Genomic DNA, 21,542 nt, shown 5'->3' on the forward strand with positions numbered 1-21,542 from the left:
ACCCGCCGCCCGGGGGTGCCGGTCCGGTGACACCCGACTCGCGTCCCCCGACCGTGCTGGTGCTGCGCGCCCTGGGACTCGGCGACCTGCTCGCCGGGGTGCCCGCGCTGCGCGCGGTCCGACGGGGCTTCCCGGAGCACCGGGTGGTCCTCGCCCTGCCGCCCGCGCTGACCGGCATCGCCCTGTCCACCGGGGCGGTCGACGAAGTCCTCCCGGCCGAGGCGCCGGGCCGGGCCGTGCCGTCCCTCGCGCACTGGCCGGGGCCGCCGCCGGACGTGGCGATCGACCTGCACGGCAACGGTCCCGAGAGCCGCGACGCGCTGGCCGCCCTGAACCCGCGCCGGCTGCTCGCCCACGCCCTGCCGGACGGCCCGCCCTGGCAGCCGCACGCCCACGAACGGGACCGCTGGTGCGCCTTCCTGCGCGCCCACGGCATCCCGGCCGACCCCCTCGACCTGCGCCTGCCGGCCCCGTCCACGCCGTCACCGGCGCCCGGTGCGGTGGTGGTGCACCCCGGGGCCGCGTCGGGCTCGCGCCGCTGGCCGGGGGAGCGGTTCGCCGCCGTCGTACGGTGCCTGCGCGCTGCCGGACACCGTGTGGTGCTGACCGGCGGCCCCGGGGAGGACGCCCTCGTGCGGTCCGTCGCCGAGCGCGGCGGCCGGCCCGCGTCGGACGTGTTCAGCGGGGGCCTGCCCCTGGACGAGCTGTCGGCGCTGGTGGCCGGGGCGTCGCTGGTGCTCAGCGGCGACACCGGCATCGCCCACCTCGCGGTGGCCCACGGCACCCGGTCGGTCACCCTGTTCGGCCCCGTCTCCCCGCGACTGTGGGGGCCACCGCCCGGCCACCGGCACCTGGCCCTGTGGAAGCCCGGCCCGCCCGGGGACCCGCACGGCGGCAACCCGGACGCCCGGCTGCTGCGCGTCCACACCGGCGAGGTCGCCGCCGCCTGCCTGCTGCAGCTCAGCGGCCGGCAGGCCCGCGCCGGAGCGTGCGGAGCCCCCGGGTGGAGGGTGGCGGCGCGTGTCCACTGACCGGGCCCCAGGACCCACCCGCCGGCCCACCACCGGACCGGACCGGAGGATCACGGTCGCCGTCATCACCCGCGACCGGTCCGACAGTCTGCTGCGCACCCTGGACGCCCTGGCCGCGCTGCCCGAACGGCCGCCGGTGATCGTCGTCGACAACTCCCGGCACGACACCACCCGGGAGGCCGTGCACGGCCACCCGGCGGTCACCCGTCTGCTGCGGCCCGCCACCAACACCGGCGCCGTCGGCCGCAACCTGGCCGTCCGGCACGCCCGCACCCCCTACGTCGCCTTCAGCGACGACGACTCCTGGTGGACCCCGGGCTCCCTGCGCCACGCGGCCGACCTGCTCGACGGGCACCCACGGCTCGGGCTGCTCGCCGCCCGCACCCTGGTCGGTGAGCGGGGCACCGAGGACCCGCTGAACGCCGTCCTCGCCGCCTCACCCCTGCCCAGCGAACCGGACCTGCCCGGCCGCCCGGTGCTCGGCTTCCTCGGCTGCGCCTGCGTCGTGCGCCGGGAGGCCTTCCTGGGTGCCGGCGGCTACCACCCGCTGCTCTTCTTCGGCGGGGAGGAGACCCTCCTCGCCTACGACCTCGCGGCCTGCGGCTGGGGCCTCGCCTACGAGCCCTCCCTGTGCGCCCGCCACCACCCCCAGACCGACGGCCGCACCGGCCGGTCCAGCCTGGTCAGGCGCAACCATGTGCTCACCACCTGCCTGCGCCGGCCCTGGCCCGTCGCCCTGCGCGCCGGCGCCGAACTCGCCCTGGCCGCCGTCACCGCCCGGCCCGGCGCCCGCCGCGCCCTGCGCGAGACCCTCGTACGGCTGCCCGCCGCCGTCGCCGGGCGCCGGCCGCTGCCCCCGCACGTCGAACACGCCGCACGCCTGCTCGACCGGCAGCCCGCCGGATGCGCCCGATGAGCCGGACACACCCCCAGGTGCACCCGGACGGCCGTACGACCGTGGTCCTGATCACCCACGACCGCCGCGACGAACTCCTGCGCACCCTCACCCGCCTCAGGCGGCTCCCCGAGCGGCCCCGGGTGATCGTCACCGACAACGCCTCGGGCGACGGCACCGCCGAAGCCGTCGCCCGGCACTTCCCGGAGATGACCCTGCTGCGCCCCGGCCGCAACCTCGGGGCCGTCGGCCGCAACCTGGCGGTACGCCACGTCCGCACGCCCTACGTCGCCTTCTGCGACGACGACTCCTGGTGGGAGCCGGGCAGCCTGCGCCGGGCCGCCGACCTGCTCGACACCCGGCCCCGCCTCGCGGCCGTCACCGCCCGGATCGTCGTCCAGCCGCAGGGCACCGAGGACCCCGTCGTGCGTGAGCTGCGCGAATCGCCGCTGCCCGGCCCCGGCTGGCTGCCCGGCCCCGCGCTCGGATCGTTCCTCGCCGCCGCCACCGTGCTGCGCACCGACGCCTTCCGGGCCGGCGGCGGCTTCCACCCCGGGCTGTGGCTCGGCGGCGAGGAGGAACTGCTCGCCTGCGACCTGCTCCGGCAGGGCTGGTGGCTCGCCTACGCGGACGAACTCACCGTCCACCACCAGGCGTCCCCGCTGCGCGACAGCACCGCGCGCCGTGTCCTCGGGATCCGCAACACGCTGTGGTTCACCTGGCTGCGCCGCCCCCTGCTGCCCGCCCTGCGCCGCACCGGGCACCTGATGCGCACGGTGCCCCGCGACGCCGCCTCCGCGCGCGCGTTCGCCCGTGCCACCGCCGGGCTGCCCTGGGTGCTGCGCCAGCGCGACCCGGTGCCGCCGGAGCTGGAGCACCGGCTGGCCGCGCTGGAGCGGGCGCGCCGCACGTCACCGGCGCGGCGGTACGTAGGCTAGAGGCCGAGGGCGGGGGAGCCCGGAAGCACGGGAGCCCGCGATCCGGCCCCTCGGCGACACGCCCGGAGACACGTCGTTGCTTCGGGCACCCGGGGGCGGCACAGTGGTCCCCTCCCCGGTCAAGAAGCGGCTGGCCGAGCCCTCCCTCCCAGGAAGTGCCCCGCCCATGGAAAAAGGCCAGCTTCCCGCTGCCCCGCTGCTGCTCCGAGCCGTGCGGGAGAGCCGCCCCGAGTCCGGCCGGATCACCCTTCTCAAGGCGCGCGGCACGGTCGACGCGTCCAACGCCACGGAGTTCTCCGAAGCCCTGGCGGAGCATCTGCGCCAGTCCGACCGAGCCGGCGAACACCTCGTACTGGACATGACCGAGGTGTATCTGGCCAGTGCCGTCGCGGTGCGCTCGCTGGACCGGGCCACCGGCGGGCTCGCGCTGTCCGGCCGCTGCCTGCCGATCGTCCAGCCCCGGCCCCATGTGCGCGAGGCGCTGCGGCTCGCCGGTCTGCCGGGCGTGCGGGTGCACGCCACCACGGCGTCCGCCCTGGACTCCCTGCCGGCGGGCGAACCGGCGCGGCCCGGCGGCACCCACTGACACAAATCGGCGGCCGGGGCCCCGCGCGGTGCGGTTGAGGGCCGGGCACCGAGCGTGCAAGGTGGTGGTCCAAGGTCAGGAAGAGGCCTTTGCGGATATTCGAGGCTTTGTGACGTCCTGGTGTGGTGATGCCGTGAAATCCTCCTCCGCCCGCCCGGGCGCACCGGCCCCTCTCGTCATCGAGTCGTCCCTGGTGGAGGGCCTGCCCGCCGAGGGCGCCCTGCTCCTGCGCATGTCCGGGACGCTGAGCCCGGACGCTGCGGAGGTCTGGTCGGACGAACTGCGCGGCCATCTGGAAGAGGCCGACCGTGCCGGGCTGCGGCCGGTACTCGACATGGCCCATGTGCAGCTGGGCGGCGCCGCCGTCCTGCACGCGCTGAGCGAGACCACCCGGGGCCGCGTCGGACGCCCGGATCTGATCATCATCCGGGCCCGTCCCGGCGTACGCGAGGCCGTGCACCTCGCCCGCCTCGACGGCGTCCTCCTGTACGCCACCCTCGACGAGGCGCTGCGGGAACTGGCGCGGTCCACGGCCCCGGTGGAGGACCTGCCGGCCTGGCGTTCGCAGATGGCCGACCTCTGGCGTCCGTCGTACGAGGACCTGCACAAGGAGGTCCGGGCCCTGCGGGCCAGGGTGCGCACCGCCCCGGTGATCGGCATGGCGCAGGGCACGCTGATGGCCCGTTACGGCCTGCCGGACTCCGGCAGTGCCTTCCAGGTGCTGCGCGAGGCCTCCCAGCGGTTCAACGTGCCGCTGCGCGTCCTGGTGTCCGCCGTCGTGGTGGCCCGGCCCCCGGACGGCGAGGTCTGGTTCCCCGGCCGCCGCTCCCTGCCCGTGCCACAGTTGCGGATCCTGGCCCGGGAAGGCCGGGACCCGCGCTGCCGGCGCCAGATGATCGACGCGGTGCTGCACGAGGCCCTGGCCGTGGGCCGGGCCACCGCCGGATACGTGCGGTTCGTGGACCCCGCGGTGAACGCGCTGACGCTGGAGACCCACTACGGCTGTGACGAAAGGTTTCTGGACCATCTCGTCCGGGGCCAGGACGAGGGCATGGCCGACGCGCTCGCCCGGATGCGGCTGCGCCGGGTGACCGTGCCCGACGTGGCGGCGGAGCCGCTGCTGTCCGACGAGGTCAGGCGCGCCCTGCTGGCCACGGACACCCGTGCCCTGCACAGCGTTCCCGTCGTCTCCGCCGCCGGATCCTGCACCGGAGTGATCACCCTGCACTGGCCCGCGACCGGCCGTACGCCGGCCGGCGCCCGGAGCGAGACCCTCGACGTGCTCGCCGCCGACACGGCCGCCTGGCTGAGCTGGTACCACCGCTCGGTGCTCCTGGACGCGCTGGAGCACCTGCACAGGAACCTGACCCGCCGCGCGCCCTGAGGCGGTCCGGCACCGCTGACCGCGGAGGGCCGGTCCGGGCCGCCGGGTGGACGGACCGGCCGCGCCGCGGTGTGCGTCACCCGCGTTCCCCTGGGAACCCGGACCCCGCAAGCAGTACGTACACCCGGAGGGAGCCCGGCGCATGTCCAATCCGCAGCAGCCCGAACAGCGGCGCAGTGACAAGGGGGGCGGTACCCCGCAGGACAGTGGCGAACTCAAGGCCCGCCAGACGGCCGGACGCGACGCGGGCGGCCGCCCGCACGGCCCGGACAAGGGCAACAAGGGCGGAGGAGAGGGCGGCGGAGTGCCCCCGGCACAGCAGCCCGACCACCCCTGATCGTCGAAGGACCCGCGGACCGATCGGCCGGCCCCGGACGGCGTCACCGGACGCCCTCCGGGGCCGCTTGCCGCCCGGACGGGGCCACCTGGGGAAGGGAACCGCCGGCCGGCAACCGCTAGGCTCCGGAGCATGCGGATCTCCGTCTCCTCCGACATGGACGAACCCGTGGCCCGCCACCTCGTCGAGGAGCTGCGCCGGCGCGGCCACGAGGTGCGCGAGCACGGCGCGCTGCGCCCCGGCGCCGACCCGCAGTGGGCGGTCTGCTCCGAGGCCGCCGCCCGGGACGTCGCCGACGGCGCGGCCGACCAGGCGGTGGTGTGCTGCTGGACCGGCACCGGCGCCTCCATCGCGGCGAACAAGGTGCCGGGCGTCCGCGCGGCCCTGTGCACGGACGCCGGTACGGCGGAGGGGGCGCGGCGCTGGAACGACGCCAACGTCCTGGCGCTCGGACTCAGGCTCACCTCCGCTCCGGTGCTGCGGGAGATCCTCGACGCGTGGTTCGCGGCCGAGCCCAGCCAGGACCCCGAGGACCTGCGCAACGTGGCCCGCGTCGGGCGCCTGGACGCCGCCAGGAAGGACATGACCTAGCGGCGTGCGGCGGCCCGGCGCGGGCCGGGTGCGGGCGGCTCCCGTCGGGAATCGGGTGCGGGTCGGGGAAGTCGGGTGCCGGGTCGGGGTTCGGGTCGGTGGGCGTCCGGGGTCAGTGGGCGCCCAGCCCGCCGCCGCCGAACGAGCCGCTCGACCCCTTGCTCCAGCGCGGGCGCTCCTTCGAGTCGCTGGGCCTGGAGTCGACGTTGGTCAGCTCGTACGGGGTGAGCGGGCGGCCGCCCTTGGGAGTGACGGGAACCTCCTGGGACTCCCTGTTCTCCCGGATCTCGTGCACCGCGCCCTCCGGTGGCAGGTGCGGCTGCTCCTCGGGACGCGGCCGGGAAGGCTCGCGGTACTTCTCCCGGGAGTTCATCCAGAAGCCGCCGGCGAGCAGCGCCAGCACGGCGACGGCTATGACGAAGAACACGAGGCCCACCAGGCCGCTCGCCGCGGCCAGCTGCATCTGTGCGGTACTCATAACTGAGGAATACCCCGCACAGAATGGGGCGAACCGGACACCTTGCGTGGCCGTCCGTCACCGTCGGCGACCCGCCCCGGGTTGCGGCATCCCGCATCGTGGTCTATGCGTTTGCCCTGCCCGGGCCCGGCTACCCGCCGGGTGTGACATCGCCTACGCAGCAGCAGCTCTACCGGTTCCTCGAGGACCGGTTCACGTGCGCCCAGGCGTGCGCGGAGTGCGCCAGGGCCTGTGCGGTGCGCGCGAGCCTCCTGGACCCGGACGGCACCGAGCAGCAGGAGCGCGTACGGCGGCTGGGGATCATGTGCGCCGAGGTGTGCGACGCGACGTGCCGCACGCTCTCCGAGCAGAACGGTCAGGACGAGGACGGGCTCAGAGTGCAGCTCGAGTGGTGCCGCTCGGTCTGCCTCGAGTGCGCCCACGCCTTCGACGAGCACCCGGGCGCCGAGTCCGCGGCGGCGGTGTGCCGCGCCTGCGCCGTGGCGTGCACGGACTTCATGGTGGCGCTCGACTGAGCCGGGACGGCAGCCTCCCGAGAGGACATCACGCGCCACGAGGCCGTCACGAGCCACGGACGAGAACTCCGGAGCAGCGGACCGTCAGGGTCCCGTCAAGGCGGGACGCACGGCCGTAAGAGGGCCGTCAACGGCGGCCGCGACCGGTCGCTGAGGCGGTTTGCTCGAACCGTCCGACGCAACCGCATCTATTCCAGGAGTTCACGATGGCCGATCTGGCCTTCGTCGTCACCGTGCTCGCGGCCTTCGCGCTGGTGGCCCTCGTCGCGAAGGGGGTGACCAAGCTGTGACCGCCGAGAACGTCGTCGGCCTCGTCGTGGCCGTCGCCCTGCTGGGCTATCTCGTCCTCGCCCTCCTCTTCCCGGAGAGGTTCTGAGCACACACATGGGTCCCGTACTCGCCGGCGTGCTCCAACTGCTCGCCCTCACAGGCGCGCTGGCGCTCGTCCACGTCCCGTTCGGCAACCACATGGCCCGGGTCTACTCCTCCGGCAGGCACCTCAGGGTGGAGAAGTGGATCTACAAGGGCATCGGTGCCGACCCCGGCGCCGAGATGACCTGGCCCGCGTATCTGCGCGCGGTCCTCGCCTTCTCGGCCGCCGGAGTCCTGTTCCTCTACCTGCTGCTGCGGCTGCAGGGAATCCTGCCCGGCTCGCTCGGCTTCTCCTCGGTCGGCCCGGCGCAGTCGTTCAACACGGCCGTGTCGTTCGTGACGAACACCAACTGGCAGTCGTACTACGGCGAGCAGACCATGGGGCATGTCGTGCAGACGGCCGGTCTCGCCGTGCAGAACTTCGTCTCCGCGGCCGTCGGCATGGCCGTCGCCGTGGCCCTGGTCCGCGGGTTCACCCTCCCCCACGCTCGGCTTCGCTCGCGCGGGGGGACCCCCATGCGCACCGGTGAACTCGGCAACTTCTGGGTCGATCTGGTGCGCGGGACCCTGCGGATCCTGGTGCCGGTCGCCGTCGTCGCCGCGGTGGTCCTGGTCGCCTGCGGCGTGATCCAGAACTTCTCCGGCATCCACGAGGTCGGCCGGTTCGTGGGTGGTTCGCAGCAGTGGAACGGCGGCGCGGTCGCCTCCCAGGAGGCCATCAAGGAGCTGGGCACCAACGGGGGCGGCTACTTCAACGCCAACTCCGCGCATCCGTACGAGAATCCGACCCCGTTCTCCAACCTCTTCGAGATCTTCCTGATCCTGGTCGTCCCGTTCTCGCTGACCCGCACCTTCGGCGTGCTGGCCGGAAACGTCAGGCAGGGATACGCGCTCCTCGCGACGATGACCGCCATCTGGCTCGGCTTCACCGCGCTGATGATGTGGGCCGAGTTCGCCCACCACGGCCCGGTGCCGCAGGTGGCCGGCGGTGCGATGGAGGGCAAGGAGGTCCGCTTCGGCGTCGGCGGTTCGTCGATCTTCGCGGTGGCCACGACCCTGACCTCGACCGGTGCGGTGGATTCCTTCCACTCCTCCTTCACCGGGCTGGGCGGCGGCATCACGATGCTCGGCATGATGCTGGGCGAGATCGCTCCCGGCGGCACCGGCTCCGGCCTCTACGGCATCCTGGTCATGGCGGTCATCGCGGTGTTCGTCGCCGGTCTGATGGTCGGCCGCACCCCCGAGTACCTGGGCAGGAAGATCGGCGCCCGCGAGATGAAGCTCGCCGCGGCCTACCTGCTCGTCACGCCGGCGCTGGTGCTGGTCCTCACCGCGGCGTCGATGGCGCTGCCCACCCCGCCGCACTCGATGCTCAACTCCGGTCCGCACGGGTTCTCCGAGGTCCTGTACGCCTTCACCTCGGCCGCGAACAACAACGGTTCGGCCTTCGCCGGCCTGAACGCGAACACGGACTGGTTCAACACCATGACGGGCCTGGCGATGCTGTTCGGCCGCTTCCTGCCCATGGTGTTCGTGCTGGCCCTGGCCGGCTCGCTCGCACGGCAGCGGCCGGTGCCGGTGACCGCGGGCACCCTGCGCACCGAGAAGCCCCTGTTCACCGGCCTGCTGGTCGGCGCGATCCTCATCATCACCGGCCTCACCTACTTCCCGGCCCTCGCGCTGGGCCCGCTCGCGGAAGGGCTGGCGTGATGACCACCGAGACCGACACCGGCAGCGACAAGTACGAGGACTCCCCGTCCACTCCCACCCTCGCGCCCCACCAGGACGCGCCGGCCGGGCACCAACCGGCCGGGAGCCGCGTCGGCACGGGCCTCTTCGACCCCGGGCAACTGATCAGGTCCCTGCCCGAGGCCTTCCGCAAGCTCGATCCGCGGGTGATGGTCAAGTCGCCCGTCATGTTCGTGGTGTGGATCGGCTCGGTGCTGACCACCGTCTTCTCCTCCAAGGACCCCGGCGACTGGTTCGGCTGGACGATCAGCGCCTGGCTCTGGCTGACCGTGCTCTTCGCCAACCTCGCGGAGGCGGTCGCCGAGGGCCGGGGCAAGGCCCAGGCCGACACCCTGCGCAAGGCCAAGACCGGCACCGTCGCGCGACGGCTCCGTGAGGACGGCCCCGAGGAGCGGGTCCCGGGCACCGACCTGACCGTCGGGGACCTGGTGGTCTGCGAGGCCGGCGACGTCATCCCCGGTGACGGAGACGTCGTCGAGGGCGTCGCCAGCGTCGACGAGTCCGCGATCACCGGTGAGTCCGCTCCCGTGATCCGCGAGTCCGGGGGCGACCGCAGCGCGGTGACGGGCGGCACCAAGGTGCTCTCGGACCGGATCGTCGTCCGCATCACGACGAAGCCCGGCGAGACCTTCATCGACCGGATGATCGCCCTCGTCGAGGGCGCCGCCAGGCAGAAGACGCCCAACGAGATCGCGCTGAACATCCTGCTCGCCTCGCTCACCATCGTCTTCCTGCTGGCCTGCGCCACGCTGCCGCCGTTCGCCGACTACGCGGGCACGCATCTGACGACGGTGGTGCTGGTGGCGCTGCTGGTCTGCCTCATCCCGACCACCATCGGCGCCCTGCTCTCCGCGATCGGCATCGCGGGCATGGACCGTCTGGTGCAGCGCAATGTGCTGGCGATGTCGGGGCGCGCGGTCGAGGCCGCCGGTGACGTGTCGACCCTCCTGCTCGACAAGACCGGCACCATCACCCTGGGCAACCGCCGGGCGGCGGAGTTCGTGCCGGTGAGCGGGACGACGGAGGCCGAGGTCGCCGACGCCGCGCAGTTGTCCTCGCTGGCCGACGAGACCCCCGAGGGCCGCTCGATCGTCGTCCTGGCGAAGGAGGGGTACGGGCTGCGCGAGCGGCACCGGGGCGAGTTGGCGCGCGCCGACTGGATCGCCTTCACCGCCCGGACCCGGATGTCGGGCGTGGACGTGGACGGCCATCGGGTCCGCAAGGGCGCCACGGCCTCCGTCATCGCCTGGGTGCGGGAGCAGGGTGGGGAAGTCGCCCCTGACGCACAGGAGTTGACCGACCGGATCGCGGCGGCCGGCGGCACCCCGCTCCTGGTCGCCGTCCACGACGGCGACGGCGCCCGCGTGCTCGGCGTCATCCACCTCAAGGACGTCGTCAAGCACGGCATGCGGGAACGGTTCGAGGAACTGCGCCGCATGGGCATCAGGACGGTCATGATCACAGGTGACAATCCGCTGACCGCGAGGGCGATAGCCGAGGAGGCGGGCGTCGACGACTTCCTCGCCGAGGCCACTCCCGAGGACAAGATGGCCCTGATCAAACGGGAGCAGGCCGGCGGCAAACTGGTCGCGATGACCGGCGACGGCACCAACGACGCGCCCGCGCTGGCCCAGGCGGACGTCGGTGTCGCGATGAACACCGGCACGTCGGCCGCCAAGGAGGCCGGCAACATGGTCGACCTCGACTCCGACCCGACCAAGCTGATCGAGATCGTCGAGATCGGCAAGCAACTCCTCATCACTCGTGGCGCGTTGACGACGTTCTCCATAGCCAACGACGTGGCGAAGTACTTCGCGATCATCCCGGCGCTGTTCGCGGCGGTCCACCCGGGCCTGGACACGCTGAACATCATGCGGCTGTCCTCGCCCGACTCCGCGATCCTGTCCGCCGTCGTCTTCAACGCGCTGATCATCGTCGCGCTGGTGCCACTGTCCCTGAAGGGCGTGCGGTACAGGCCGGTCGGCGCCGACAGAATGCTGCGCCGCAATCTCGGGATCTACGGCATCGGCGGCCTGGTGGCGCCGTTCATCGGCATCAAACTCATCGACCTGCTCATCTCCCTCATCCCCGGAATCGGCTGATCGGCATGAACAACTCCACTGTGCGAATGGCCCGGTCGCTGGGTGCGGGTCTGCGCGCGCTGCTCGCGCTGACCGTGGTGACCGGCGTCCTCTACCCGCTGGCCGTCACCGGCATCGCCCAGGGGCTGTTCCCGGGCAAGGCGAACGGCTCCGAGACCGAGGCGGACGGCAGGGTCGTCGGCTCCTCCCTGATCGGGCAGTCGTACGACCTGCCGCCGAAGAACGGCCGGCAGACCGCCGGGCCCGACCCGAGGTGGTTCCAGGGCCGCCCGGCCGACGGACTCGGCAGCAACAGCGTGAACACGCGGTACGAGCTGATCCTGTCCGGCGCGACCAACCTGGCCGCCGACAGCGGTGCGGTGCGGGGCGAGTGCCCGGTCAGGCCCGAGGACGGCACACTGTGCGCCCAGGTGCTCGCCGCCAAGGCCGCCGTCGTCAAGGACAACTCGGTGCCCGGCCACACGGTCCGGCCGGCCGACGTCCCCGCCGACGCCGTCACCTCCTCCGGCTCCGGCCTGGACCCGGCCATCTCCCCGCGGTACGCCGCACTCCAGGTGTACCGGGTCGCCGCGAGGAACGGACTGCCCGTCGCACGGGTCGAGAAACTGGTCGAGGACCGCACCGAGGGCCGCACCCTCGGCTTCATCGGCGAGCCCCGCGTGAACGTCCTGGAACTCAACATCGCGCTGAGGGAACTCATGGCGAAGGGGTGACGGTCTCGCGCGTCCGGCACGGGGTCGTGGGGCCGCGGGTGTCCCGCGGGGCACCGAGTCCGCGCCGCCCGCGCACACCTCTGGCCCGCCTTGATCATCACGTGCTACCAAGGACCATGCCTGCCAACGAGGGAACCCGGACCTACGACGCCGTCATCGTCGGCGGTGGCCACAACGGACTGGTCGCCGCCGCCTATCTGGCCCGGGCCGGGCGGTCCGTGCTGGTGCTGGAGCGGCTCGGCCACACCGGTGGGGCCGCCGTCTCGACGCGTCCGTTCGCGGGGGTGGAGGCCCGGCTGTCGCGCTACTCGTACCTGGTCAGCCTGCTGCCGCGGAAGATCGTGCGCGACCTCGGGCTCCGGTTCCAGGTCCGCGGGCGCACCATCTCCTCGTACACGCCCACCGAACGCGGCGGGCGGGCCACCGGGCTGCTCGTCGGCGGCGGGGAACGGCGCACCCGGGAGGCGTTCGCCCGGCTGACCGGCGGCGAGCACGAGTACGCGGCCTGGGAGCGTTTCTACGGCATGACGAGCCGGGTGGCCGAGCGGGTCTTCCCGACACTCACCGAACCGCTGCCCGGCCGCGACGAGCTGCGCCGGCGGATCGACGACGAGACCGCCTGGCGGGCGCTGTTCGAGGAGCCGATCGGGGTCGCCGTCGAGGAGAACTTCACCGACGACCTGGTGCGGGGCGTGGTCCTCACCGACGCGCTCATCGGCACCTTCGCCGACGCCCACGATCCCTCCCTCGCCCAGAACCGCTGCTTCCTCTACCACGTCATCGGCGGCGGCACCGGCGCCTGGGACGTACCCGTCGGCGGCATGGGCGCCCTCACCGACGCGCTGGCCGCCGCGGCGCGCACCGCCGGCGCGGTGATCGCGACCGGGCACGAGGCGGTCCGGGTCGACACCGACGGGAAGACCGCCGAGGTCACCTACCGCACCGCCGACGGCGAGGGTGTCGCCGCCGCCCGGCACGTCCTGGTCAACGCCTCGCCGCAGGAGCTGGCCGCGCTCATGGGGGACCCGCCGCCGGAGCCGGCCGAGGGCGCCCAGCTCAAGGTCAACATGCTGCTCACCCGGCTGCCCAGGCTCCGCGACGACTCGGTCGACCCCCGGGAGGCATTCGCCGGGACCTTCCACATCGCCGAGGGCTACCGGCAACTGGCCGCCGCCCACGCCCAGGCCGCCGCCGGTGAACTCCCCGCGGCACCGCCCTCGGAGATCTACTGCCACTCGCTGACCGACCCCACCATCCTCGGCCCCGACCTCGCCCGGCGCGGCTACCAGACCCTCACCCTCTTCGGACTGCACACCCCCGCCCGGCTGTTCGCCCGGGACAACGACGCCGTCCGCGAGGAGCTGCTGAAGTCCACCCTGGCGCAGCTCGACGCGCATCTCGCCGAACCGCTCGCCGACTGCCTCGCCACCGACGCCGACGGCCGCCCCTGTATCGAGGCGAAGACCCCGCTCGACCTCGAACGGGACCTGCGCCTGCCCGGCGGCAACATCTTCCACCGCGCCCTGTCCTGGCCGTACGCACAGGAGAGCACGGGGCGCTGGGGCGTGGAGACCGGGCATCCGGGCGTGCTGCTGTGCGGCGCGGGCGCGGTGCGCGGGGGAGGGGTGAGCGGGGTGCCGGGGCACAACGCGGCGATGGCGGTGCTGGAGTCGTAGCGCGCGAGTGGCGACGGGTTCTTGACCAGCCCGTCCGGCGGGCCGAGGATCGGCTGTCATGACGCAGGGACACGGCAGCACGGTCGACGGGGTGCTGCGGCGCAGCGCCCGGCGCACCCCGGCACGCATCGCACTTGAGTACGGCGGACGCGACTGGACCTACGAGGCACTGGACGACGCCGTCACGCGCGCGGCGGGGCTGCTCCGCGCGGAAGGCCTCGCCCCGGGGGACCGGGTCGCCGCCTACGGGCACAACTCCGACGCCTATCTGATCGCCTTCCTCGCCTGCGCCCGCGCCGGCCTGGTCCATGTGCCGGTCAACCAGAACCTGACCGGCGACGACCTGGCGTACATCGTCGGCCAGTCGGGCAGCTCCCTGGTGCTGGCCGACCCGGACCTCGCCGGCCGGCTCCCGGACGGCGTACGGGCGCTGCCCCTGCGGAACGCCGACGGCTCCCTGCTCGCCCGGCTGGCGGACGCGCCGCCGTACGACGGGCCCGAGCCGCGCACCGAGGACCTGGCGCAACTGCTCTACACCTCCGGCACCACCGCCTCGCCCAAGGGCGCGATGATGACGCACCGCGCGCTGGTGCACGAGTACCTGAGCGCCATCACCGCCCTCGACCTGAGCGCCGGCGACCGGCCCGCCCACGCGCTGCCGCTCTACCACTCGGCGCAGATGCACGTGTTCCTGCTGCCGTACCTCGCGGTCGGCGCGACCAGCGTGCTGCTGGACGCCCCGGACGGGGACCGGCTCTTCGACCTGATCGAACAGGGCCGGGTGGACAGCCTGTTCGCGCCGCCGACCGTGTGGATCGGCCTGGCCAACCGGCCCGACTTCGCCACCCGCGACCTCGACGGACTGCGCAAGGCCTACTACGGCGCCTCGATCATGCCCGTTCCGGTGCTCCAGCGGCTGCGCGAACGCCTGCCGAAGCTCGCCGTCTACAACTGCTTCGGCCAGAGCGAGATCGGCCCGCTCGCCACGGTGCTGGCCCCCGACGAGCACGACGGCCGGCCGGACTCCTGCGGCCGGCCGGTGCTGTTTGTGGACGCGCGCGTGGTCGACGAACGCGGCGAGGACGTCCCCGACGGCACGCCCGGTGAGATCGTCTACCGCTCACCGCAGTTGTGCGAGGGCTACTGGGACCGGCCCGAGGAGACCGCCGAGGCGTTCCGGGACGGCTGGTTCCACTCCGGCGACCTCGCGGTACGCGACGCGGAGGGCTACTACACGATCGTCGACCGGGTGAAGGACGTCATCAACTCCGGTGGTGTGCTGGTCGCCTCCCGCCAGGTGGAGGACGCGCTCTACACCCACGAGGCCGTCGCCGAGGCCGCCGTCATCGGTCTGCCCGACGAACGGTGGATCGAGGCCGTCACGGCGGTCGTCGTCCGGCGCGGTGATGTGACGGAGGAGCAACTCACCGCACACGTACGGGAGAAGCTCGCGCCCTTCAAGGCGCCCAAGCGGGTGCTGTTCGTGGACGAGCTGCCCCGCAACGCCAGCGGCAAGATCCTCAAGCGCGAACTGCGCGACCGGTTCGCAGGCGGCTCCTAGGCCCAACGGGCCCTAGCGGGGGCGCAGATCCACGATGCGGCGGATCTTGCCCACCGACCGCTCCAGCGACTCCGGCTCCACGATCTCCACGCCCACGGAGACGCCGACCCCGTCCTTGACGGCCGCGACGATGGACCGGGCCGCCGCCTCCCGCGCCTCGGGCGTGGCGCCGGGCCGGGCCTCCGCGCGCACCGTGAGCGCGTCAAGGCGCCCCTCCCGGGTGAGGCGCAGCTGGAAGTGGGGTGCCACTCCGGGGGTGCGCAGCACGATCTCCTCGATCTGGGTGGGGAACAGGTTCACCCCGCGCAGGATCACCATGTCGTCGCTGCGCCCGGTGACCTTCTCCATCCGCCGGAACGCACGGGCGGTACCGGGCAGCAGCCGGGTCAGGTCCCGGGTCCGGTACCGGACGACCGGCATGGCCTCCTTGGTGAGCGAAGTGAACACCAGCTCTCCCCGCTCGCCCTCCGGCAGCACCTCGCCGGTGATCGGGTCGACGACCTCGGGATAGAAGTGGTCCTCCCACACATGGAGACCGTCCTTCGTCTCGACGCACTCCTGCGCGACCCCCGGGCCCATCACCTCGGACAGCCCGTAGATGTCGACGGCGTCGATCGCGAACCGCTCCTCGATCTCGCGCCGCATCCGCTCGGTCCAGGGCTCGGCGCCGAAGACGCCCACCCGCAGCGAGGTGCCGCGCGGGTCCACGCCCTGCCGCTCGAACTCGTCCAGCAGCGTCAGCATGTAGGACGGAGTGACCATGATGACGCCGGGCTCCAGGTCCCGGATGAGCCGGACCTGGCGGGCCGTCATGCCGCCCGACGCCGGGATCACCGTGCAGCCCAGGCGCTCGGCACCGTAGTGGGCGCCCAGACCGCCGGTGAACAGCCCGTAGCCGTAGGCGACGTGCACGGTGTCACCGGGGCGCGCGCCCGCCGCCCGGAGCGAACGCGCGACCATGTCGGACCACACCGAGAGGTCGTTGTCCGTGTAGCCGACCACCGTGGGCAGCCCCGTGGTGCCGCTGGAGGCGTGCAGACGGCGGACGCGCTCGCGGGGCACGGCGAACATGCCGAAGGGGTACTGCTCGCGCAGATCGGCCTTGGTGGTGAAGGGGAAGTGCGCCAGGTCGGCGAGCGAACGGCAGTCCTCCGGGCGGACACCGGCCTTGTCGAAGGACTCGCGGTAGAACGGCACGTTCTCGTAGGCGTGCCGCAGCGAGGCACGCAGCCGTTCGAGCTGGAGCGCCCGCAGCTCCTCGGGCCCGAGCTTCTCGCCCGCGTCGAGCAGGTCCGTCGCATCCGCCATCGGGAGTTCTCCCTCACCAGCCGCGCATTCCGGACGACCGATCATTCGGTCGATTCGTTCGGGGCCAGTAATTCAGGCCATCCGGGCGGCAGGCAAGAGGTGAGCCCGAATTTTTCCGTGCGGGACCGCACGCGGTCACGAGGGACGCCGTCCGGCGGAGGGGGACGCCGTCCGGCAAAGGCGTTGCGGCCGTGCGGGGCGGCCCTGAATGATCAACGCATGCCGACCTTCACCGCCGCCGACGGGACCACGCTCGCCTACCACCTCAGGGGTGAAGGTGCGCCCCTCGCCGTGCTGCCCGGCGGCCCCATGCGCGCCTCCGTCTACCTCGGCGACCTGGGCGGCCTCACCGCGCACCGCCGGCTGGCCCTGCTCGACCTGCGGGGCACCGGCGACTCCGGGACACCGGCCGACCCGGCGACCTGCCGCTGCGACCCCATGGTCGACGACGTGGAGCGGTGGCGGGCCCACCTGGGCCTGGAGCGGATGGACCTGCTCGCCCACTCGGCGGCCGGCAGCCTCGCCCTGCTGTACGCGGCCCGCCATCCCCACCGGATCCGGCGGCTGGCGCTGATCACCCCCAACCCCTCGGCCCTCGGCATGCGGGCCACGCCCGACGACCGGCTCGCCGCCGCCCGGCTGCGGGCGGACGAGCCGTGGTTCGGCCGGGCCTTCCCCGCCTACGAGGCATGGCTCGCCGGGGACGCCGACTTCGACGAGGTGTTCCTGCCGTTCTTCTACGGCCGCTGGGACGACACCGCCCGGGCGCACGCGGAGCCCGAGGAGGCACAGACCAACGACGAGGCGGCCGAGCACTACAACGCCGAGGGCGCCTTCACCCCGGAGGCCACCCGGGCCGCGCTCGCCGCGCTCACCGCGCCGGTCCTGGTCCACGCGGGCGAGTACGACGGCGGGCCCAGCCCGGCCCTGGCCCGCCGCCTCGCCGAGGCCCTGCCCGGCGCCGAGGTGAGCGTGCAGCCCGGCGCCGGTCACTACCCCTGGCTGGACGACCCCGGTTACTTCGTCCGCCGGGTCCTCGCCTTCCTCGGGGAAGACGGTGTCCCGTCCCGTTGAGGCGGCCCGAAAGTCCTCCTCACGTGGCCTGTCCGCCGTGGGAACCGGTCGCTAGGCTGACTCGCGGACGACGAACCGGGAGGAGCACGGACGTGGCCGAGACCATCACCCAGCAGCAGCCGCTCGTGGGCTGGGACAAGCCGGAGCTGGACCTCAGCGGGGCCGAGTGGCAGTCCAGCAGCCGAGGACTGGGCGATGTGCAGATCGCCTTCGTCGAGGGATTCATCGCGATGCGCAACAGCGGCCGCCCGGAGAGCCCGTCCCTGATCTTCACCCCCGCGGAGTGGGGTGCCTTCGTCTCCGGCGCGCGCGAGGGCGAGTTCGACCTCACCTGAACCCGTAGCCCGTAGCCCGTCGCACGCCGATCCGGGGGTGTTCCCCGCGGAATTCCGGACACGCGACCCACAGCGCCCTGCCGGGGCCGCGCCTGCGCGAGGCTTGGCCCCAGCAAGGGGAAGGTCGTGTTCCGGAGGTGGGCAAGGAATGAGCACTGCGCCGGTCATCGCCGCGGTCGACGGCTCCGACGACAGCCGGCGGGCCCTGGAGTGGGCCGTGGACGCCGCCCGGCGCCGCGCCGCACCGCTGCGGGTGGTGCACGTCCGGCAGTACGCCGCCTGGGGACAGGCCGACGTCCTGGTCGCCGGGCCGCCCGACGCCGAGGGCGACCCGGTGCTCGACGAGGTGCGGGCCCGCTTGCGGGACGGCGCGGACGCCCCGCCCGCCGAGTACGTCGCCATGGAGGGTGTGCCCGGCGCCGTACTGCCCGAACTCGGCGCCGACGCCCAGCTGTTGGTGCTGGGCTCCCGGGGCCGGGGCGGCTTCACCAGCCTGCTGCTCGGCTCCAACTCACTGGCCGCCGCACGCGACGCCGACTGCCCGGTGGTCATCGTGCCCAGGCCCGGCCGCGAGATCCCCGAAGGCGGTCCCGCCGTACCCGGGGCCCGGGTGATCGTCGGCCTGCACGCCGACAGCCCCGACGGGGCCGCCCTGGAGTTCGCCTTCACCGAGGCCGCCCTGCGCAGGGCCCGCGTCCAGGTGATCGCCGCCTACCCGTGGCCGGCACAGACCTGGTCCGCGCCCGGCCAGACGGTGCCGCCCCCGATCGACCAGGACGCCGTCGAGCACGAGACCCGCTCCCTCGTCGAGGGCTTCCTCGCCCCGCACCGCGAGCGGCACCCCGGCGTCGACACCGAGGTGCAGGTCCTGCCCGGCGACGCCGCCGGCCATCTCGTCACCGCGTCCGGGAAGGCCGCCCTGGTCGTCGTCGGCCGCCACCGGCGGCGCCTGCTCGCGCCCGCGCGCATGATGGGCTCCGTCACCCAGGCCGTCCTGCTGCACGCGGCGTGCCCGATCGCGGTCGTCCCGCCGGCGCCACCGAAGGAGTGACGCCCCCGCTCCCGGGAGCCGCCCGGCCCAGGCGGAAGATCCAGGCCGGCCGGGGGAATCCGGGTGCCGTCGTGCGGGTTCCCACACGGCGGCGGACGCGCGCGTGCACGTACCATTGCGGCATGTCGTTCCTCCGCCGCCGCAGCGCCACTCCCGCCGGACCCGAATTCGACGTGCTGGCCATGGACCCGGGCGACTGGCCGGGCAACCTCGGCGCGGGCCTGCTGCCCGCCCCCGACGGATCCTGCCAGGGCGTCTTCCTGCGCTACGACCTCTTCGGCGGCCGCGGCCCCGCCATGATCATCGGCAATCTTCCCGAGGGTTCCCCGGCCCGCGAGGTGGCCGAGGGCGAGATCCCCTTCGAGGTGGCCCAGCTGCTCCTGGCGCTGGAGAACGACGAGGAGATCACCGTCGTCGGCACCGAGGACACTCCGGTCCTCCAGGGCGACAACCTGCTGATCGTGCGGCGCCTGAAGCTCTCCGAGGGCCGGATCTCCTGCGTCCAGTTCGACCGCAGCGACGGCGTCCTGGTGACCATCGCCGCCTGGGACCGCCCCATCACCGACGACCTGTACGCCCTGCTGAAGCCGCTCCCGGCGGAGCTTTTCCAGCAGGGCTGACGACAGGTCCTAGCGGGCGGCTCCCGCCACGGTGACGTCCGCGGCGCGCACGAACGCCACCCGGTGCCCGTACTGGATCTCGTAGTACAGGTCCTTGCCGATCACGACCCGGTGCGAGTCGGGGGTGAAGGTGACGGCGTAGTAGTACTCACCGGGCATCAGGTCACCGACCGCGTACTTCTGCCCGGCCGGGATCGTGTACTTCAGCGGCACCACCGACTGCGCGGGCACCCCCGCCGGGTAGGCCTCCTTCTCCGGGTACGCCCTGCCGTACACCGGGATGCTCGCCGCGCCGTCCTTCGGGGTGACGACGAGCCCCGCGGCACGTACCGCCGTGGGCTGCTTGCGCGGGTTGTGGAACCAGGCCTTCTGGCCGAGGTACCAGATCGCCGTCCAGTCGCCCCAGCGGTCGGCGACCGCGAACCGCTGACCGGTCGAGACCCGGGACGACAGGTCGTTGACCCCGTCGCTCGGCACCGTGCCGAGACCGATGTCCTGGATCAGCGGGGCGCTCTCGTCGTGGTCGGAGTACAGCCGCACCTCACTGGAACCGTGCGCCGCGCAGGGCTCGCCCTTGGTGGTGCAGCCCGTGTACACCGGCTGGTTGGCGGCGTAGTCGGGCAGGATCGTCACCAGCGAGGAGTGCTTGCCGCCGGTGCGCTTGAACGGGTGGCCGAGCAGCTGGAAGTAGTGCCGCCAGTCCCAGTACGGGCCGGGGTCGGTGTGCATGCCGGGGACCGTGGCGGCCGTCGGGCCGGGCACGTTGTCGTGGCCCAGGATGTGCTGCCGGTCCAGCGGGATGCCGTAGCTGCGGGACAGGTACTTCACCAGGCGCGCCGAGGACCGGTACATCGCCTCCGTGTACCAGGCGTCCGGCGAGGTCAGGAAGCCCTCGTGCTCGATGCCGACGGACCGGGCGTTGATGTCCCAGTTGCCCGCGTGCCAGGCCACGTCCTTCGCCTTCACATGCTGGGCGATCAGACCGTCGGTGGAGCGGATGGTGTAGTTCCAGGACACGTACGTGGGGTCCTGGATCAGCTTCATGACCCCGTCCCAGGACCCCTCGGTGTCATGGATGACGATGTACTTGATCCGCTGCGACTGCGGACGGTCGCCCAGGTCGTGGTTGCCGTAGTCGTTGTCGCCGAACTCCTCGTACGGCGCCGGCACCGACTCGCAGGACACCGACTCCGGGCACTCCACGTCGTCGGCCGGGGCCGTGCGCAGTCCGGCCCGCTTCAACTGATCGGTCTCCGGATCCAGTTGGGGTTGGGCGGCGAGCGTCACCCGCAGGCCCTCGTCCGTGACGCGTTCCTCGCCCGTGCGCAGCACGTCGTAGACGTCATTCGCGTACGCCGCCGCGGTCGCCGTGTCGTCGGCGCCGGAGAAGCGGGCCACCGCGCCGTACCAGCCGGCCGGACCGGCGCCGAGGGGCTCGCCTAGCTCCTTCTGCGCGGCGGCGAGCAGCGCGGCACCGCCCGCGATGTTCGCCGCCGGGTCGGTGCGCAGCTCGGCCGCCGGCAGGCCGGTCAGCTCGGCCGCCCGGGGGAGCGTCCTGAGCCGGGCCGGCAGCTCGGAACTCGCGGGCACCTGGACGTCGGGGTGCGGGGCCGGGCGGGCACTGTCGCCGCGGGCGTCCTCGGTACCCTCGGCGAAGTGCTCGGCCGTGGCGAGCGCGGTGCGCGCGTCGGTGAGGTGCATGGGGCCGTAGCCGCCGGTCACGCTGGGCGCCCCGGCGTGCGTGTCCCAGCGGGACTGGAGATAGGAGACGGCCAGCAGGACGCTCTGCGGCACGTGGTACTCGGCGGCCGCGGTGGCGAAGGCGCTCCGCAGCTCGCCGGCGGAGGACTCGGGGGCGCTCTGGGCCGGGCCCGCGCCGAGCAACGGCAGCAGCAGGCCCGCGGAGGCCAGGGTGACGGCGGTACGCCGCAGATGTCTCCGGCCGGGTGTGGACGTGGGGTCGGTGGCGGATCCTCGCAATGCGGACTCCTGTGACAGGCGGGTCGTGGCGGGGCGTGCGGGGCCGAGCTTGGTCAGTGGTACCGGCTTGCCGACGATCCGTCAATGATGCCTTCGGCGGGATGATTTCCCATGTCACGCAGGGGTTCGGCGAGTTTCGCCGCGGTGGTGCACGGGCCTGCGAGGCGTCAGTGGCGTACACCAGTGGGAGTGTCCGACGGGGCGGCGGGACCGTCTCCGCGGAAAGGCTTCACGCGGGGGCCGCAC

The 21,542-nt window shown here is 73.3% G+C and carries 21 protein-coding genes; 18 read left to right on the forward strand and 3 right to left on the reverse strand.

All coding sequences use genetic code 11. The features are described from left to right. Positions 1-26: 26 nt before the first annotated feature. The 7 genes from AB0924_RS20125 (at position 27) to AB0924_RS20155 (ending at position 5,762) form a co-directional block, all read left to right on the forward strand. Positions 27-1,031: a glycosyltransferase family 9 protein gene (locus tag AB0924_RS20125; RefSeq protein WP_358934245.1), complete on the forward strand. Its 1,005-nt coding sequence runs from the start codon at positions 27-29 to the stop codon at positions 1,029-1,031. Continuing rightward, positions 1,021-1,947 (forward strand): glycosyltransferase, encoded by a 927-nt coding sequence (locus AB0924_RS20130; protein ID WP_366912066.1) that lies wholly within the window; start codon positions 1,021-1,023, stop codon positions 1,945-1,947. Before AB0924_RS20125 ends, AB0924_RS20130 begins: the two co-directional genes overlap by 11 nt. Continuing rightward, positions 1,944-2,864: a glycosyltransferase gene (locus AB0924_RS20135; RefSeq protein ID WP_358934249.1), complete on the forward strand. Its 921-nt coding sequence runs from the start codon at positions 1,944-1,946 to the stop codon at positions 2,862-2,864. Before AB0924_RS20130 ends, AB0924_RS20135 begins: the two co-directional genes overlap by 4 nt. A gap of 166 nt (positions 2,865-3,030) precedes the next feature. After that, complete coding sequence (locus AB0924_RS20140; protein ID WP_358934252.1) at positions 3,031-3,450, forward strand: STAS domain-containing protein; 420 nt, start codon at positions 3,031-3,033, stop codon at positions 3,448-3,450. 133 nt (positions 3,451-3,583) lie between these two features. Beyond that, positions 3,584-4,834 (forward strand): ANTAR domain-containing protein, encoded by a 1,251-nt coding sequence (locus AB0924_RS20145; protein ID WP_366912067.1) that lies wholly within the window; start codon positions 3,584-3,586, stop codon positions 4,832-4,834. A 142-nt stretch (positions 4,835-4,976) separates the two neighbouring features. Next, complete coding sequence (locus AB0924_RS20150) at positions 4,977-5,171, forward strand: hypothetical protein (protein ID WP_358934256.1); 195 nt, start codon at positions 4,977-4,979, stop codon at positions 5,169-5,171. Positions 5,172-5,303: 132 nt separating this feature from the next. Continuing rightward, positions 5,304-5,762: an RpiB/LacA/LacB family sugar-phosphate isomerase gene (locus AB0924_RS20155; RefSeq protein ID WP_358934258.1), complete on the forward strand. Its 459-nt coding sequence runs from the start codon at positions 5,304-5,306 to the stop codon at positions 5,760-5,762. A 112-nt stretch (positions 5,763-5,874) separates the two neighbouring features. Here AB0924_RS20155 and AB0924_RS20160 read toward each other — a convergent pair whose 3' ends face one another. After that, positions 5,875-6,240, reverse strand: coding sequence for a DUF6479 family protein (locus AB0924_RS20160; protein ID WP_358934260.1), 366 nt, complete (start codon positions 6,238-6,240; stop codon positions 5,875-5,877). A gap of 143 nt (positions 6,241-6,383) precedes the next feature. On the opposite strand from AB0924_RS20160, the gene AB0924_RS20165 reads away from it, so the two are divergent. The 7 genes from AB0924_RS20165 to AB0924_RS20195 all read left to right on the forward strand — a co-directional run bounded on the left by AB0924_RS20165 (position 6,384) and on the right by AB0924_RS20195 (position 14,928). Then, positions 6,384-6,755 (forward strand): ferredoxin, encoded by a 372-nt coding sequence (locus AB0924_RS20165; RefSeq protein WP_358934262.1) that lies wholly within the window; start codon positions 6,384-6,386, stop codon positions 6,753-6,755. A 286-nt stretch (positions 6,756-7,041) separates the two neighbouring features. Next, on the forward strand, positions 7,042-7,131 hold the full coding sequence (gene kdpF, locus AB0924_RS20170) for a K(+)-transporting ATPase subunit F (RefSeq protein WP_037817630.1): 90 nt from the start codon (positions 7,042-7,044) through the stop codon (positions 7,129-7,131). Between the two features lie 8 nt (positions 7,132-7,139). Then, positions 7,140-8,837 (forward strand): potassium-transporting ATPase subunit KdpA, encoded by a 1,698-nt coding sequence (gene kdpA / locus AB0924_RS20175; RefSeq protein ID WP_366912068.1) that lies wholly within the window; start codon positions 7,140-7,142, stop codon positions 8,835-8,837. Further along, a complete protein-coding gene (gene kdpB / locus AB0924_RS20180; RefSeq protein ID WP_366912069.1) occupies positions 8,837-10,978 on the forward strand; it encodes a potassium-transporting ATPase subunit KdpB in 2,142 nt (713 codons plus the stop codon). The genes kdpA and kdpB overlap by 1 nt, the downstream gene beginning before the upstream one ends. A 5-nt stretch (positions 10,979-10,983) precedes the next feature. Beyond that, positions 10,984-11,691, forward strand: a complete 708-nt coding sequence (locus AB0924_RS20185) for a potassium-transporting ATPase subunit C (protein ID WP_366912070.1) — start codon at positions 10,984-10,986, stop codon at positions 11,689-11,691. A 116-nt stretch (positions 11,692-11,807) separates the two neighbouring features. Then, complete coding sequence (locus AB0924_RS20190) at positions 11,808-13,367, forward strand: NAD(P)/FAD-dependent oxidoreductase (RefSeq protein WP_366912071.1); 1,560 nt, start codon at positions 11,808-11,810, stop codon at positions 13,365-13,367. Positions 13,368-13,425: 58 nt separating this feature from the next. Continuing rightward, positions 13,426-14,928, forward strand: coding sequence for an acyl-CoA synthetase (locus AB0924_RS20195; RefSeq protein WP_366912072.1), 1,503 nt, complete (start codon positions 13,426-13,428; stop codon positions 14,926-14,928). A gap of 12 nt (positions 14,929-14,940) precedes the next feature. Here AB0924_RS20195 and paaK read toward each other — a convergent pair whose 3' ends face one another. Continuing rightward, positions 14,941-16,236, reverse strand: coding sequence for a phenylacetate--CoA ligase PaaK (paaK, locus tag AB0924_RS20200; protein WP_366912073.1), 1,296 nt, complete (start codon positions 16,234-16,236; stop codon positions 14,941-14,943). Positions 16,237-16,455: 219 nt separating this feature from the next. Here paaK and AB0924_RS20205 point away from each other — a divergent pair, with 219 nt between their 5' ends. The 4 genes from AB0924_RS20205 to AB0924_RS20220 all read left to right on the forward strand — a co-directional run bounded on the left by AB0924_RS20205 (position 16,456) and on the right by AB0924_RS20220 (position 19,316). Further along, positions 16,456-17,310, forward strand: coding sequence for an alpha/beta hydrolase (locus tag AB0924_RS20205; protein WP_366912074.1), 855 nt, complete (start codon positions 16,456-16,458; stop codon positions 17,308-17,310). A gap of 92 nt (positions 17,311-17,402) precedes the next feature. After that, positions 17,403-17,645, forward strand: coding sequence for a DUF397 domain-containing protein (locus AB0924_RS20210; RefSeq protein ID WP_199209437.1), 243 nt, complete (start codon positions 17,403-17,405; stop codon positions 17,643-17,645). Between the two features lie 148 nt (positions 17,646-17,793). Next, a complete protein-coding gene (locus tag AB0924_RS20215; protein ID WP_358934281.1) occupies positions 17,794-18,696 on the forward strand; it encodes a universal stress protein in 903 nt (300 codons plus the stop codon). Positions 18,697-18,818: 122 nt separating this feature from the next. After that, positions 18,819-19,316 carry a hypothetical protein gene (locus AB0924_RS20220; protein WP_358934283.1) on the forward strand — a complete coding sequence of 166 codons (498 nt, stop codon included), beginning with the start codon at positions 18,819-18,821 and terminating at the stop codon, positions 19,314-19,316. A gap of 9 nt (positions 19,317-19,325) precedes the next feature. Here AB0924_RS20220 and AB0924_RS20225 read toward each other — a convergent pair whose 3' ends face one another. Continuing rightward, complete coding sequence (locus tag AB0924_RS20225) at positions 19,326-21,296, reverse strand: peptidoglycan recognition family protein (protein ID WP_358934285.1); 1,971 nt, start codon at positions 21,294-21,296, stop codon at positions 19,326-19,328. Between the last annotated feature and the right edge of the window lie 246 nt (positions 21,297-21,542).

It is taken from the genome of Streptomyces sp. NPDC047869 (assembly GCF_040704065.1).
GTDB lineage: Bacteria > Actinomycetota > Actinomycetes > Streptomycetales > Streptomycetaceae > Streptomyces.

Excerpts from the sequence above, each read along its gene's own strand:
- AB0924_RS20220 (WP_358934283.1), top strand. The coding sequence starts at position 18,819 with ATGTCGTTCCTCCGCCGCCGCAGCGCCACTCCCGCCGGACCCGAATTC.
- AB0924_RS20155 (WP_358934258.1), top strand. The coding sequence starts at position 5,304 with ATGCGGATCTCCGTCTCCTCCGACATGGACGAACCCGTGGCCCGCCAC.
- AB0924_RS20160 (WP_358934260.1), bottom strand. The coding sequence starts at position 6,240 with ATGAGTACCGCACAGATGCAGCTGGCCGCGGCGAGCGGCCTGGTGGGC.
- AB0924_RS20150 (WP_358934256.1), top strand. The coding sequence starts at position 4,977 with ATGTCCAATCCGCAGCAGCCCGAACAGCGGCGCAGTGACAAGGGGGGC.
- AB0924_RS20195 (WP_366912072.1), top strand. The coding sequence starts at position 13,426 with ATGACGCAGGGACACGGCAGCACGGTCGACGGGGTGCTGCGGCGCAGC.
- paaK (WP_366912073.1), bottom strand. The coding sequence starts at position 16,236 with ATGGCGGATGCGACGGACCTGCTCGACGCGGGCGAGAAGCTCGGGCCC.
- AB0924_RS20135 (WP_358934249.1), top strand. The coding sequence starts at position 1,944 with ATGAGCCGGACACACCCCCAGGTGCACCCGGACGGCCGTACGACCGTG.
- kdpA (WP_366912068.1), top strand. The coding sequence starts at position 7,140 with ATGGGTCCCGTACTCGCCGGCGTGCTCCAACTGCTCGCCCTCACAGGC.
- AB0924_RS20215 (WP_358934281.1), top strand. The coding sequence starts at position 17,794 with ATGAGCACTGCGCCGGTCATCGCCGCGGTCGACGGCTCCGACGACAGC.
- kdpB (WP_366912069.1), top strand. The coding sequence starts at position 8,837 with ATGACCACCGAGACCGACACCGGCAGCGACAAGTACGAGGACTCCCCG.
- AB0924_RS20140 (WP_358934252.1), top strand. The coding sequence starts at position 3,031 with ATGGAAAAAGGCCAGCTTCCCGCTGCCCCGCTGCTGCTCCGAGCCGTG.
- AB0924_RS20190 (WP_366912071.1), top strand. The coding sequence starts at position 11,808 with ATGCCTGCCAACGAGGGAACCCGGACCTACGACGCCGTCATCGTCGGC.
- AB0924_RS20205 (WP_366912074.1), top strand. The coding sequence starts at position 16,456 with ATGCCGACCTTCACCGCCGCCGACGGGACCACGCTCGCCTACCACCTC.
- AB0924_RS20185 (WP_366912070.1), top strand. The coding sequence starts at position 10,984 with ATGAACAACTCCACTGTGCGAATGGCCCGGTCGCTGGGTGCGGGTCTG.